The sequence below is a fragment of the Thermovirga sp. genome, assembly GCA_012523215.1.
GTDB lineage: Bacteria > Synergistota > Synergistia > Synergistales > Thermovirgaceae > 58-81.
Genome location: JAAYIZ010000195.1, coordinates 1 through 14,903, shown reverse-complemented (window position 1 = coordinate 14,903; position 14,903 = coordinate 1). Strand labels below are relative to the sequence as shown.

Sequence of the window (14,903 nt, the reverse complement as noted above, 5' to 3'; positions counted from 1 at the left end):
GGATTGAGCTCCGACAGATAGGCGTAAGGGACGAATCGAAGGTGATAAAGGGGATCGCCCCCTGCGGAATGCCCTGCTGCTGTAGTTACTGGCTGAATCGATTCGCTCCGATCTGCATAAGGATGGTTAAGGAGCAGAACCTTGCCCTGAATCCGGCCAAAATATCTGGAATTTGCGGGCGACTGATGTGCTGCATGGGTTACGAACACGAAATTTACCGGGAGCTTTGGAAAAATCTGCCCAGTCCCGGTTCAAAGATAAAAACGCCTTCTGTCAACTACGTGGTTTCCGGCGTCGATGTCGCGGGACGGAAGGTCAGGGTTACATCGCCCGGCGCCGCGGAACTGCTCATCGATGTGGACGATTTCACTGATTTCCGGGAAAAAGTGACCAGGGGGGAGATATGGGAAAGCGACAAGGGCCTACCGGTTCTTCCCGCAGAAGATTTCCATGAACAGGGCATTCCCGATAAAATTAGCGAAGAGTGCGATGATGAGGGCACGTCGGAAAAGGAAGTCTCCGCAGAAAAGGCCATAGAAGGCGATCCAAGGGAAAGGTCAGGTTATGCCAAGGGTGGAAAGGCCTCCCGCGGACGACGGAGAAAAAAGAGAACCCCGGAAGTCAAAAGGTCAGACGGCGGCGGCAAACCCGTAAGCGCGGTTGAACCGCAAACCGGGGCTCGATCGGCCGATATGCTCAAGGCTGCCGGGACCGGTGACAAGAAGCGGAGCCGACGCCGCAGGCCCAGGAGCCCCAAGAAGGTTGACGGAGACAATCGCGAATGATGTCCTCCATCCGGAGGTGAAGTGGTTTTGTTCAGCGGACTGAGAGAACACCTTGATAGGGTGAGCAAAAGATGGGGTATCCCGGCCATCCTTTCCGATCCTTCCAGGGACGGAATCTTATGGGAATCCCTTGAAGAGCTCCTCCTTGCGGGTGATGTCGGCGTAAGCATGACGGAACGGATAATCGATACCCTTCGCGCAAAGGCAGCAGCCCGAGGAACCAACGTCGATGAAGCGAGTTTATTGTCCACTGTGCTCTGCGAGATGATTTCGGAAGTAAAAGGGACGGGTGAACCAATCCGTTTTTTATCGGCACCGACGGTGGTTATGCTCATCGGCGTCAATGGGAGCGGCAAGACGACCACCGCGGCGAAGCTCGCCTGGGGCCTCGGACGGGAAGGCAGGAAAACGCTCCTCGCCGCAGCTGATACTTTCCGCGCTGGAGCTGCAGAACAGCTCCGAGGCTGGGGGGAAAGGGCCGGAGTAAGAGTGGTGACTCATCCTTCTGGCGGAAACCCCGGAGCTGTCGTTTTCGATGCCATCAAGGCAACGGAAGCGCGTGGGTATGATTGCCTGATCGTGGATACGGCCGGAAGGCTTCATAATAGGAGTAATTTGATGGAAGAAATGGCCAGAATATCGGACATTATCGAAAAGAACTGCGCGAGTTGGGTTCGCGAAACCTTCCTGGTGATAGATGCTGTTACGGGTCAGAATGGCCTAAGGCAGGTTGAAGCTTTCGGAAAGGTGGTCCCGATCACGGGCCTGGTGATGACGAAGTATGATCATACGGCTAAGGGAGGGGTAATTCTCTCGGCCGGCCACGAACTAGGCGTTCCGATCCGTTACGTCGGACTGGGAGAGGGTTTGGAGGACCTGGTCCTTTTCCGCCCGGATGAATTCGTAGAAGCTCTTCTGAAAAACACCGGAAGGGAGGAGTGACCTCGATGCAGCCTGCTGTGGTCAGGATTACGGGGGTTCTCCACCCGGATCCTGACTGGCTCGAGTGGACCGCTGCCATGCTTTCCCATGAGTGGGGCCCCGTAGGTAGGCGAAGCGAAACTTTTCCCTTCGATCATACTGACTATTACAACAGTATTTCTCCTGCCCTCTTCAGGACCTTCCTTTCCTTCCAGGGCCTGGTCGGGGCCGGGGGATTGGCGGATTGGAAGAATTTCTCCTGTGCAGCGGAAAAAATGAGTGGTGAGAGCCGCAAGGTTAATATCGACCCAGGCTATGTAAATGGTTCCCGGCTGGTCTTGGCTTCGACAAAGGACCATGCCCACAGGATATTTCTTCGGGACGGGATATTCGCCGAGGTGACGCTGCGTTATATGAAGAGAAGGTGGGTCGCTTTCGACTGTACCTTTCCTGATTTTTCCAGCGGTTTGTACGACGGTTTTCTTGACGACGTGAGGATGGATTGGCTGAACTTGACATCTTCAACCGGGGGGAGTTGGATTCCTTGATCGAAAGATATCGAACCGTAGATATGGAGAGCCTCTGGTCGCAGGATAACCGCTACAGGACCTGGCTAGAGGTCGAGTTAGCCGTATGCAGGGCCTGGGCAGAGCATGGGGTCATACCCGAGGACTCGCTCAGGAATATTCTCCAAAGGGCGGATATAGACCTGGAAAGGATCAGCGAGCTCGAAGAGGCAGTCCACCACGACATGATTGCCTTCGTCACTGCCGTCGCAGAAAAGGTCGGTCCCGATGGGAGGTACATTCACCTGGGCCTGACCAGCAGTGATGTGATCGATACAGCCTCTTCTCTCCTCATGGTGAGGTCGATAAGGTTGATCCTGGGCGAGCTGGAACTGCTTTCCCGGGAGATCCTTTCGAAGGCTTTTAGGTACGGTCATACTCCTTGCATGGGAAGGACCCATGGCGTCCATGCCGAGCCCATCACTTTCGGCCTCAAACTCCTCAACTGGTACGAGGAACTTCGAAGGGATCGGAGCCGGTTGCTTTTCGCCATTGAGACGGTGGGAGTGGGAAAGATTTCCGGAGCGGTCGGAACCTACGCTCACTGTCCGCCGCCAATTGAGGAAAGGGCCTGCAACCTCCTGGGCCTTTCCCGCGCGAAAGTATCCACCCAAATACTTCAACGGGATCGCCACGCCCAGGCGATCTGCGCCCTGGCCATCCTGGGATCGGGGCTGGAAAGAATAGCCCAGGAGGTGAGACATTTGCAGAGGACGGAAGTACTCGAGGTCCTCGAGCCTTTTTACCAGGGACAGAAAGGTTCCTCCGCGATGCCTCACAAGAGAAATCCCATTCTATGCGAAAGGATCTGCGGAATGGCAAGGCTGCTCAGGGGTCACACCCTGGCGTCACTGGAGAACATCCCGCTCTGGCACGAAAGAGACATCAGCCACTCCTCGGTCGAGAGAGTGGTGTGGCCCGATGCGTTCAACCTCGCCCATTATATGCTCAAGAAAACCCGGGAGGTCGTGGAAGGTATGACCGTCCTCGAAGACAGGATGGAGAAAAATCTTGGCCTTCTCAAGGGACTTGTGTTCAGCCAGAGGGTCCTCTTGGGCCTTCTCGAGAAAGGGTTTTCCCGCGAGGAAGCCTACGCTATTGTTCAGGAAGCCGCCCTGCTTAGCCTGGAAAAAGGTGAGTCCTTCCTGGAGATGCTCGAGAGGGACCCGAGGGTTTCGGAATCCTTCAAGGGGCAGGAATTGCGATCCCTGTTCGACATAGATTATTACCTGCGATTCATTGACGATATTTTCGAGAGATTTTCCGCCGGGAAAGCCTCCACCGGCGATGAGGATACGACAAGAGAGGAGGGTTTTGAATGAACAAGCCCGAAAGGAATATGGCCCTGGAATTGGTGAGAGCGACCGAAGCCGCCGCCATGGCCGCCGGTCGCTGGATGGGCCGAGGTGATCGCAATGCTTCGGATAACGCCGCTGTCAACGGCATGCGTTACATGCTCAACACCATAGAGATGAACGGCTTCATCGTCATCGGCGAAGGCGAGAAGGACGAAGCGCCCATGCTCTTCAACGGAGAGAAACTCGGAACGGGTGACCCTCCCGAAGTTGATATAGCCGTGGACCCCATCGACGGAACCAGGCTTCTTTCCCTGGGAAGGCCTAATGCCATAAGCGTGGTCGCTCTTTCGGAACGGAACACTCTCTTCGATCCGAAGCATATTTTTTACATGAACAAGATAGCCGTGGGACCCGCTGCCGCAGGCGCGATCGATATCGAAGCTCCCATCCAGGACAACCTCTCCCGGGTGGCCAAGGCGCTCAACAAGGCCATGGAGGATGTCACTGTCGTCGTTCTCGACAGGCCCAGGCACGAACGGTTGATCACTGAGATCAGGGAGGCGGGGTCCAGGATCAGGCTTATTTCCGACGGGGATATCGCCGGGGCCCTCATGACATGCAAAACTGGAAGCGGTATTGACCTCCTGGTGGGTGTAGGGGGATCTCCGGAAGCCGTGATCAGCGCCTGTGCCCTGAAGTGCGTGGGAGGGAACATGCAGTGCAAGTTGTGGCCAAGGAACACCGAGGAGGCCGCCCGGTGCAGGGAATTGGGGATGGACCTGAACGCGGTCCTTTCCATCGACGACCTAGTTACCTCGGACAACGTGTTTTTCGCCGCCACGGGCGTGACCGACGGGGAGATGCTCAAGGGCGTGAGGTACGAGGGGGATAGGATCTATTCCTACTCGATCGTGATGCGATCGAAGAGTGGAACCATAAGGTACGTGGACGCCATTCATAGCCTTAAAAAACTGGACCTCATAAGCAGCATAGATTACGGCCCAAAGTTCGAATAAAAAAATCGGTGGCACCGATGGGGGTTGCGGCTGCTTCAGCTGGGATCGGGAAGACCTTGGAAGGTTTCCCTGCTTAGCCGGCCTTGTTACCCCAGTGGGCGGAAGCCACCGCAGCCTGGCCCACGGAGACGCATTCGTCGTTGGGCGAAAGAACGCGGTGGATAAGGGGCTTGAGCCCTTTCCTTTCCAGTAAGGGGAGGACAAGAGAGAGCAACCGTTTATTCTGCCATACGCCTCCGGAGAGCGCCGTTTCCCTGACCCCGGTTCTCTTGGAGAGTTCGAGGGCGATGTCGGACAGTGTCTTGGCCAGCCCGAAATGGAACGCTGATGAAGCCTTGCCCGGACCCAGATGGAGGCCCTCCGCAACGAGCCATTTTATGAGGGGCTTCCAATCCAGGATGATCAGCCCGTTCTCTTCCCTTATTTCGAAGGGAGCGGGACGGGAGTTGCCTATGGCCGCAGATTCAAGCTCCATCGCCGCCTGCCCCTCGTAGGAGACCTCCTCCCGTATCCGCAGCATGGCCGAAACGGCGTCAAATAGCCTGCCGGAAGAGGAAGTCCGAGGGGCAGCGTCAAGGGTGGAAAGGATTTTCCCAAAGAAATGCCTTCGGGTAGGCCAAAGTCTTTCCGCGGTTCTTTCCGCGTCTTCCCGGCCAAGGGCCCTCTCCATCAGGGCCAGGGCGAATCGCCAGGGCTCCAGCACGGACCTGTCGCCGCCGGGGAGGGGCGCCTCCTCAAAATGTCCCAGCCTTGCGAAGGTTCGGGCATCGCCGAGGAGGAATTCCCCTCCCCAGACGTGTCTGTCGCTTCCCAGGCCGGTTCCGTCCAGTATGATTCCCAGCGCTTTCCCCTCAAACCCATTCTCGACAAGGCATGCCGCCATGTGGGCATGATGATGCTGGACGAGGAGAGTTTCTTCCGGATTTCCCATTACACGCTTGGCGATATCCGTACAGGCGTAGGATGGATGGAGGTCCGCCGCCAGGAGGGTCGGCTTCAAGTCGAAGAGTTTGATAAAATGCCTCAGGGCTTTTTCGTAGTAAACGGCGGAATCGAGCTGCTTCATATCCCCGATGTACTGGCTGGGGAAAATTGCCCTGCCCCTGGCCAGTGAAAAGGTAGATTTCATCTCGGCCCCGGCGGCCAGGATTTGGGGCATCCCCCTTTTGGTCAAGATCGGATGGGGGACATAGCCCCGTCCCCGTCGGAGCAATATGGTTCTTTTGCCCGCCGGAGCGATTACCGTGTCGTCTATTTTCATGATTATTGGCCTGTCGTGGACAAGGAAAAGATCAGCCACTCCCTTTAACTTTTCGAGCACTTCCCCGTTTTCGGAGATCAGGGGTTCGTCGCTCAGGTTGGCACTGGTCATAACCAGGACTGGGAGTTCTTCCATAATCAGGTGGTGCAGAGGCGTATAGGGCAGCATAATGCCCAGGGAATCCTGGGAAGGGGCCACGTGATTGGATATTTCGGAGATGGGTTTGCGGGGACAGATTACGATCGGACGCCTCGGGGAATTCAAAAGTTGCCTGGAGTAGGGAGACAGGAACACCAGCCTTCCAGCGGAAACGTCATCCCTTGTCATCAGGGCGAAAGGTTTGGCCGGTCTTTTTTTTCTCGTCCTCAAATTGAGCACAGGGATGTCCTCGGGAAGGCAGGCAATATGGAAACCGCCAAGGCCCTTCAGGGCGACGATACTTCCACAACTCAGGGCACGGATGCTTTCGCGCAGAGCCCTGTCGCCTTCTTCCAAAAGGGAACCGTCACAGGCCAAGAGGGAAAGGCGTGGCCCGCAATCCTCACAGGCTATCGGCTGGGCGTGGAACCGGCGATTTTTAGGATCGTGGAATTCAGACCTGCATTTTTCGCAAAGGGCGAAACCGGACATGGATGTATAGGGTCGATCGTAGGGGAGGCCCTCGATTATGGTGAACCTGGGGCCGCAGTTGGTACAGTTCGTGAAGGGGTAGCGAAATCTCCTATTCCGTGGTTCGTGCATTTCTCCAAGGCAGTCAGCGCAGGTGGCAATATCCGGGGGAAACAGGGCATTCCCATCCTCCGAACCCTCGCTTTCCAAAATTTTGAAGATCCGTGGGCCGGTCTCGGTGGTCAACTCGTCGAGGTCGATCGCGATTGACTGAATGTGGCCCAGGGTGGGACAATCGGTCTGCAGCCGTTCGATATACGAATCGATGCTTTTTGGGTTGCCGAAGAGTTCTATTGATACGCCAGCGGAAGTGTTCCTTACGGAACCCCCAAGACCGATCTCGTCTGAAAGCCTGCTGCAGAAGGGGCGAAAGCCTATACCCTGTACCACCCCGGAAACCTGAAGCCTTACATGTCTTTCCATTTTTCTCCTCCGGTCTCCGGGAATTGTAATGCCCAGCCCCCTGGGGCTCAAGCCCTTGCGCCCCTCTCAAGATGAACCGGAGGGCTCCGGGGGTCGAATTCGAAGGGAGCAACCAAAAATATGGACCTTTTCAAAGCTCATGCCATCGATGCCAGCGAGATTTTTAGGAATCTCGAGGTTGACCCTGAAAAGGGGCTCGACCTTCAGAGGGCGGAAACGTTGGCCCAACTATATGGTCCGAACCAGATCAACCCCGAGGAACCTGCTCCCTGGTGGGAGAAACTGTTAAGGCAGTTCATGACGCCCATGATCTATCTCCTGGCGGCAGCAGCTTTGATCAGCCTCGTCATGGGAGAGAACCTCGACGCTGCCGCGATCTTCGTGGTCATACTGATAAACGGTGGCATCGGTTTCGTTACGGAGTTCCGAGCGGAAAAAGCCCTCTTGGCGCTTAGAGAAATGATCTCACCCACCGCAGTCACTCTCAGGGGAGGGATAACCAGGGCTGTCAGTGCCTCAAGCCTTGTACCGGGTGACATAATACTGCTCGAAGCGGGTGACGTGGTTCCTGCCGACGCCCGTATTTTCGAGCAGTACAACCTGGGAGTGGACGAATCAGCCCTGACAGGAGAATCCTTCCCCGTGGATAAAACCGAGGAGACACTTCCGATTAAAGCGGAACTGGCCGACCGAAGGAACTGCCTCTTCTCGGGGACCTCGGTCGTGAGAGGGTCAGGAAGGGCAGTCGTTTTCGCGACCGGGATGAAGACCGAAATAGGCAGGATCAGCTCGCTACTCTCCACGGTGAGTCAAAAAGAGACCCCCCTTGAAGAACGCCTGGCCAGACTTGGTGTTTTACTGATCAAGATGGTCGTCGGCATAGCGATTCTTGTGACGGGGCTGGGGATCCTTCAGGGTAGGGGAATCCTCCGCATGATCGAGACCGGTATCGCTCTGGCTGTGGCAGCCGTGCCCGAAGGGTTGCCCTTTGTCGCCACCATGACCCTGGCTATTGGAGTCCACCGAATGGCCAAGAGGAACGCTCTCGTAAGGAACCTGTCTTCTGTGGAGACCCTGGGTTCCACGACGGTGATCTGCACCGACAAGACGGGCACCCTTACCATGAACGACATGATGGTGGGAGCCGTGGACCCCGCCCATCCGGAATGCGAAGAACTGCTCCTGCGGGCCTCGATCCTTTGCAACAAGGCCCACCTTGACGGCGGTTCCTGCCTGGGTGACCCGATGGAGGGGGCTCTTCTGCGATATGCTCTTTCCCGGGGGATAGACGTGGAAGCGATGAGGAGAGCCACGCCGATCCTGAAGGAAGAACCCTTCGATTCCCGGACTATGAGGATGATCACCTGGCACAGCGATGGTATCGCGGCCAAGGGAGCGCCCGAAAGAATCCTGGATCTGTGCCGGAGCGTCTGTGCCGCCGGCGGCTCCGTTCCCTTTGGGGAAGAAATGAAAAGGGATTGGGCGGAACGGACCGAGGCCCTGGCTGCCAGGGGAATGCGGACCCTGGCCTTCGCCTGGGGCGAGGACGAGGAAAACCTCGCTTTCCTCGGGATAACGGGCATCTTTGATCCTCCCAGGCCTGAAGTGAGAGATTCGGTCAACTCCTGCATCGATGCGGGAATCCATGTCATCATGGTGACGGGTGACCACCTGGTGACTGCCAGGACTATCGCCGCTGAGGTAGGCATCCTTGGGCAGGGCGGAATGAGAGTCCTCTCAGGTTCAAAGCTGGCCGAGATGGATGAGAGTGACTTCGCATCGCAAGCAAGGGAGATTGCCGTCATCGACAGGGTTACCCCGGAACACAAGCTCAAGATAGTGAAATCGCTCCAGCAATCCGGCGAGGTCGTGGCCATGACCGGCGACGGGGTTAACGATGCGGTAGCTCTAAAACAGGCTGACGTCGGAATCGCGATGGGGATCCAGGGAACGGAAGTGAGCAAGGAGGCCTCCGATATCATCCTGCAGGACGACTGTTTTTCAACGATTGTGGTGGCCATAGCGGAGGGAAGAAAGATCTTTGACAACATCAGGAAATCGGTGCTCTACCTCCTGTGTTGCAACCTGAGCGAGGTAGTCGTGGTCCTGGGAGGCATTGTTCTGGGCCTTCCATCGATTCTCCTTCCGCTCCAGATATTGTGGATCAACCTCGTCACCGACGTGGCGCCGGCTCTTGCTCTTGCCTTGGATCCGGCCGAGCCGGACGTGATGAACAGGCCGCCCAAGAAGAGGCAGGAGGATATCCTCTCCCGATGGCACCTGGGAAATATTGTCTTTTACGGTTTGATCATTTCTCTGGGAGTTTTTGCGGCTTACGGGCTTTCCATCCGTTTTCACCCCGGCGATCCCGCTCGGGCGACAGAATTATGCTTTCATACCCTTGTATTTGCGCAACTCTTCTTTGTGTTCAACGTCAGGAACCGCTCCTTACTGCGAGATCCGGGGCAAATCCTTGCAAACGCCTGGCTCCTGGCGGGCGTGGGCTTTTCTGCCTTCCTCCAGGTTTTCATCGGTTACGTCCCGATAATGCAGACCCTATTAGACATAGAACCCCTGTCGCTCAACGAGTGGGCAACAGTGATCTTTTGCGCCCTTCTTCCAACCGCTGTTGCCCAGGCTAGAAAGTTGTTCCGCAAGGATATGATGAGGTGACCCGCCAATGAGGGCCGTGATCGGTATCAGCGGTGGTGTAGACAGTGCCGTCGCTGCGGCACTCCTCCTCGAAGAGGGTTTTGATGTCGTCGGCGTTCATCTTCGTATCCACAGTTCTCCCGAGGTGGAGAAGCGCATTGAAAGGATCGCCGCCACGCTGGGAATAGACTGTCAATCGCTGGAAGTGGAGGGTCTTTTCAGGAGAAAGGTGCTCCTGCCCTTTTTCGATGATTATAGAAAGGGATATACCCCCAACCCCTGCGTGATCTGTAACGAAGAGGTCAAGTTCGCCTCGCTCCTTTCTACGGCCCAGGAAATCGACGCCGAAATTATCGCTACGGGACACTACGCGCAGGTATCCATCGGATCTGGAGGTCCGACCCTTGCCAGGGGTTTCGATCGCACCAAGGACCAAAGTTACATGCTCTACAGGATACCGCGGCGTTTCCTGGGGAATTTGCGATTTCCCCTGGGGGAAATGACCAAAAGGATGGTCGAAGAGATGGGCGAAAAGCGGTTTCCCGGATTGTTCCGGGGGGTGGCGGAGAGCAATGATATTTGTTTCATCCCCCGGGGGGGACTAACAGAGTTGGTCGAGGGCGCCGCAGGGCCTTTCCCACCCGGCAGGATAATAGACCTTACTGGGGCAGTTCTGGGGCGGCACGGGGGGTTAAACAGGTTCACCATAGGGCAGAGGAAGGGGCATTCCCTTTCGGACGGCCCCTGGTTCGTGGTAGAAAAGAGAGTCTCCGATAATGAACTGGTGGTGGGAAGACGAGAGGACCTCGTCGTGGAAAGGTTGACCTGCAGCGATTCCGTCTGGCACGGAGATCCCCTTTCGGACTTGCATCTCGAAGGTTGCCACAGGTACCGAAGCAGGCCTTCTCCCTGTATCATGGAGCATGCCGATGCTCGGACCTTTTCCTGCCGTTTCCCGGGGGGAGTTAGCGGTGTGGCGCCGGGACAGTCCCTCGTTCTTTATTATAATGACAAGGTTTTCGGTGGTGGTATCATAAAAACAGCAGAGAAAGGGGGGCCATCAGGCCATGAAGAATACCGATAATCTTTTGACAGCCGAACAGCTGAGAAAAAGGACCGAGTCGGGTTCGCTCGGTTTCGAGACCACTTTGGACGTACCCTGTCTCGAAGACCTGATCGGCCAGGAAAGAGCAGTACAGGCCATGACCTTCGGCATGGCGATAAAAAACAGCGGCTACAATATTTTCGTCGTGGGCGATCACGGCAGCGGTCGCACAACCTATACCCTGGAGAGGCTGCAGGAACAGGCTGATTCCGAACCGTCTCCGAAGGATTATATTTATGCCTTCAACTTCGACAATCCAGAAGAACCCCTGGCTATAGACCTCCCCCCAGGCCAGGCCAAGGACCTGGCCTCACACCTGGAAGAACTCGTGGAAGAGCTCAAAAGCACGCTCAGCAAGGCCTTCGAGAACAGCCAGTATGAAGATGCCAAAGCTCAACTGGTGAAGGAATTCCAGGAACAGGTTAACCAGATCATGGAAGAGCTGAGGTCCTGGGCGAAGGACAAGGGTTTTGTAATCAAGAGAACTCCCCAAGGTTTTGTGAATATTCCGATGACCCACAAGGGACACGGCAAGGCCATCGGAACCGAGAAGGCCGATCAACCCGCCGAGGAAGAGCCAAAGGAACAAAAGAGCGGGACTGATCTTCCTTCTCCCGAATCGAGGCCGGATGACAAGGAAGAATTGACGGAGATGATCCAGGAGGACTTCGAGTCGCTGACGGAGGATGAAAAAAAGACCCTGCAGGCGGTATCCGAGGAAGTATCCCAAAGGACCCTTGAAATCCTCAGGAGGATCCGCGACCTGGAGAAGGCCCTGAAGGAGAAGATCAAGAAATTGGAGGCCGAGATCTCCCGAGCGGCGATAGGGCCCTATCTCCAGGAAACCCGGGAAAGATTTGGCAAGGAGAGCAAGATCGGGAAGTGGCTGGACGCCCTTTCCGAGGATATCATCTCCAACTTCAACATGTTCATAGCCGCGGCGAGGGACGAGGGCGCCGACGTCGATTTTTCGAGATACCTGGCCAATGTCTTTGTGTCCAACGACCCCTCCGAGGGCGCTCCGGTCATATGGGAGACCAACCCCACCTACTACAATCTCTGTGGCAAGGTAGAGTATGAAAGCCGACAGGGAATGCTCACCACCGACTTCCGGAAGATCATCCCTGGGGCAATCCACAGGGCCAATGGCGGCTATTTGGTGCTGCAGGCAGAAGAGGTGCTTAGGAATTTCCTGTCTTGGGACGCCCTCAAGAGAGCTCTCAAAACGGGAGAACTGGTGATTGAAAACCTGGGGGAACAGCTTGGCGTTATTCCCGTCTCCTCTCTCAGGCCGGAGGCAATACCCGTAGATCTCAAGGTGGTCATGATCGGAACGAGGTACCTCTATCATCTTCTCATGATTTACGACCCCGAATACCAGAAGCTTTTCAAAATCAAGGCTGACTTCGACATAGACATGCCAAGGGACGAGGAAACAGAAAGGCAGATGGCCTGCTTCGTAGCCGGTTTTGTCAACAAGGAGAACCTGCTTCCCTTTTCTTCTGGCGCCGTGTCGGAGCTGATAGAATGGTCCGCCAGGCTATCGGGCAACGAGAACAGAATGTCCACCCAGTTCAACAAAATTGCCGAACTCATCGTCGAATCCTCGGCCTGGGCAACGGAAGCGGAATTGGATGTTGTTGGGGCCGAACAGGTCAGGAAGGCTCTGCGGGAGAAAACCTTCAGGGCGAACCTGGTAGAGGAGAAGATCAGGAGGGCCTTCGCCGAGGATTCCTTCAGGATTCTCACCGATGGAGCGGTGGTGGGCCAGATCAATGGACTCACCGTGGTGGATATGAGGGACCACGTCTTCGGACATCCCGTCAGGATTACGGCAAATGTCTACATGGGAGCCGAGGGGATAGTCAACATCGAGAGGGAGGTCAAGATGACGGGTCCGATCCACAACAAGGGACTCCTGATCCTCGGCAGCTTCCTGGGCAGAAAGTTCGCCAGGGATTTTCCACTCTCCCTTACGGCCAGGATAACCTTCGAGCAGACCTACGGAGGCATTGAGGGGGATAGCGCGTCTTCCACGGAATTGTACTGCCTTCTCTCCGCCCTCGCAGAAGTGCCCCTCAAACAAGGTATCGCCGTTACCGGTTCCGTCGATCAACATGGGAATATCCAGCCCATCGGGGGTGTCAACGAAAAAATTGAGGGGTTCTTCGAATACTGCCGCGTAAGGGGTCTCTCCGGGGATCAGGGAGTCATCATCCCTCAACAGAACGTAAAAAACCTGATGCTTTCCCACGAGGTCATCGACGCGGTATTGTCCGGCCGGTTCAGGATTTGGGCTGTCTCGACCATCGAGGAGGGAATCTCGATCCTAACCGATGATGCGCCGGGGGAGATGAACGATAAGGGAGAGTACACCCCCGGAAGCATTTACTCCAAAGTATACAGCAAGCTGGAGGCTTGGTACGAGAAGTCCCTGAAGCAGAGAAAGAACTCGGGTCCCGGCGAAAAGACCAGTCCCAGGGGCGAAAAGAATAACGAAGGCGAGGACGAGAATCAGAAATGATGGTTTTCACCAGGCCTTCCATGAGAATCGTTAAATCCTGCCTGGACGATCTGGAAAGTGCCTGGAAGCAGGGAGAGGCCGCTCATGGACCCTATTCGGATGAGCCCCTCGATGGCCTCATCCTCACGATCCTCTCCCAGAACACCAACGACAGGAATCGGGACAGGGCCTTCGCTTCCCTGAAGGCCTATTTTAATTCCTGGGAGGAGACCGCCGCGGCCTCGGCCCAGGAAATCAGCGATGTCATCCGATCCGGTGGTTTGTCCAACATAAAGGCCCGGAGGATCCTCCAGGTGCTGGAAAAGGTCCATCTCAAGTTCAATGCCTACTCTTTGAAGGCAATGCGGGGATGGGAGACGGAAGATATCAGGAGATTCCTCGAGGACATCCCTGGAGTTGGGGCTAAAACGATCGCCTGCGTCCTCCTTTTCGACTTGGGACGCCCCGCCTTTCCCGTAGATACCCATATCGCCAGGGTAACGAAACGCCTGGGCTGGGCGGGGGCGGGTATGTCGCCGGAAAAAATCCAGTTTCTGATGGAGGAAATAGTGCCCCGGGAGCGCTACAACGAGGCTCACCTGAACCTGATAACCCATGGCAGGAAGCTTTGTACATCCAGGAAAGCCTTCTGCGAGGAATGTCTCCTGCGGGATCGCTGTCCCTTCCCGGGAAGAAAACAGGAAGGTTGATGGGACGACCTCCCTTTGTGGTGTCCTGCGTTCCCTGCGACTCCTACGGCAGGACGGCGGCGGAGGAAGCGGTGAGAGAAGCGTTCCGGCTCTGTGGTTTCTTTCCGCTGGAAGCTGTCCCGACCCTTCTCAAGGCCAACCTCTTGTCGCCGAGTGATCCTTCCAGGGCGGTGACAACCCATCCCGAGATACTGAGAGCCCTTTTGATGGAATTGATCAGGGCCGGCTGTCCCGATGTCATGATCGGAGACAACCCTGGATATATTTTCCGTCACCAAGAGAAGGCGCTTTTCCAGAAAACCGGTGTGGCGGAGATTTGCCAGGGCTTACCAGTGCGGTTCGGACTCCTTTCAAGCGATGGTTTCGTGGAAGTCCGACCACCAAGGGCCGGAATACTTCAAACCGTCAGGATCTCGGCAATGATGATGAATTTTCCACGCGTCATAGGGGTCTCGAAGCTCAAGACCCACGTGGAGACCGAGATGACGGGAGCGATTAAGAACCTATTCGGCGCCGTCGATACGGATACCAGGAAAAAAGCCCACGGAGCAAGATCCAGAGCCTTCCTCCCCGAGGCGATAGTCGATATCTTTTCCGTCAGGATCCCCGATTTCTTTGTTCTCGACGCCGTGGAAGGAATGGAGGGCTGGGGACCCTCCCATGGGAAACCAAAGAGGGTTGGCTGGGTTGCCGCTTCCTCCAACGCGTTGGCCCTGGATTATGTCCAGGCGACGATGATGGGTTTCAGCGATCCTCTCGATATTCCTCTCCTTTCAATTGCCTCGAAGAGGATGGATGGGCCATCCGGAAAGGAAGATATCGAACTCCGAGGAGCCCATTGGGAGGACCTCCCCTGCGAGGGGTTCCAACGAGCTCCCTCTTTCATAAGGTGGGTACCCTCCTTTTTTAGAGGAGTTGCCCATCATATGGTAAGACTTAAGCCAGGCCTCAACAGGGTGGCCTGTATAAAATGCGGCATTTGCGAAAAGGTATG

Annotated in this window: 11 protein-coding genes; 10 read left to right on the top strand and 1 reads right to left on the bottom strand. The window is 55.9% G+C overall.

Going from position 1 to position 14,903, the window contains the following annotated elements:
* The 5 genes from GX108_05375 to glpX all read left to right on the top strand — a co-directional run.
* The coding region (locus GX108_05375; protein NLO56468.1) for a hypothetical protein at positions 1 to 785 on the top strand (785 nt) is incomplete at its 5' end.
* A gap of 21 nt (positions 786 to 806) precedes the next feature.
* Positions 807 to 1,727, top strand: a complete 921-nt coding sequence (ftsY, locus tag GX108_05370; GenBank protein ID NLO56467.1) for a signal recognition particle-docking protein FtsY — start codon at positions 807 to 809, stop codon at positions 1,725 to 1,727.
* 5 nt (positions 1,728 to 1,732) lie between these two features.
* Positions 1,733 to 2,254: a DUF4416 family protein gene (locus GX108_05365; protein NLO56466.1), complete on the top strand. Its 522-nt coding sequence runs from the start codon at positions 1,733 to 1,735 to the stop codon at positions 2,252 to 2,254.
* Positions 2,251 to 3,594: an adenylosuccinate lyase gene (locus GX108_05360; protein NLO56465.1), complete on the top strand. Its 1,344-nt coding sequence runs from the start codon at positions 2,251 to 2,253 to the stop codon at positions 3,592 to 3,594. Before GX108_05365 ends, GX108_05360 begins: the two co-directional genes overlap by 4 nt.
* Positions 3,591 to 4,586 carry a class II fructose-bisphosphatase gene (gene glpX, locus GX108_05355; protein NLO56464.1) on the top strand — a complete coding sequence of 332 codons (996 nt, stop codon included), beginning with the start codon at positions 3,591 to 3,593 and terminating at the stop codon, positions 4,584 to 4,586. Before GX108_05360 ends, glpX begins: the two co-directional genes overlap by 4 nt.
* Before the next feature lie 73 nt (positions 4,587 to 4,659).
* Here glpX and hypF read toward each other — a convergent pair whose 3' ends face one another.
* Positions 4,660 to 6,939 (bottom strand): carbamoyltransferase HypF, encoded by a 2,280-nt coding sequence (gene hypF, locus GX108_05350; GenBank protein ID NLO56463.1) that lies wholly within the window; start codon positions 6,937 to 6,939, stop codon positions 4,660 to 4,662.
* A 120-nt stretch (positions 6,940 to 7,059) separates the two neighbouring features.
* Between hypF and GX108_05345 the strand changes: the two genes are divergently transcribed.
* The 5 genes from GX108_05345 to GX108_05325 all read left to right on the top strand — a co-directional run.
* A complete protein-coding gene (locus GX108_05345) occupies positions 7,060 to 9,612 on the top strand; it encodes an HAD-IC family P-type ATPase (GenBank protein ID NLO56462.1) in 2,553 nt (850 codons plus the stop codon).
* Between the two features lie 7 nt (positions 9,613 to 9,619).
* The gene (gene mnmA / locus GX108_05340; GenBank protein ID NLO56461.1) at positions 9,620 to 10,675 is read left to right on the top strand and encodes a tRNA 2-thiouridine(34) synthase MnmA; all 1,056 of its coding nucleotides are present in this window, start codon (positions 9,620 to 9,622) and stop codon (positions 10,673 to 10,675) included.
* Complete coding sequence (locus tag GX108_05335) at positions 10,659 to 13,220, top strand: AAA family ATPase (GenBank protein NLO56460.1); 2,562 nt, start codon at positions 10,659 to 10,661, stop codon at positions 13,218 to 13,220. The genes mnmA and GX108_05335 overlap by 17 nt, the downstream gene beginning before the upstream one ends.
* Positions 13,217 to 13,909 carry an endonuclease III gene (locus GX108_05330; GenBank protein ID NLO56459.1) on the top strand — a complete coding sequence of 231 codons (693 nt, stop codon included), beginning with the start codon at positions 13,217 to 13,219 and terminating at the stop codon, positions 13,907 to 13,909. The genes GX108_05335 and GX108_05330 overlap by 4 nt, the downstream gene beginning before the upstream one ends.
* A partial coding sequence (locus tag GX108_05325; GenBank protein NLO56458.1) for a DUF362 domain-containing protein occupies positions 13,909 to 14,903 on the top strand: 995 nt, incomplete at its 3' end. The genes GX108_05330 and GX108_05325, both read left to right, overlap by 1 nt.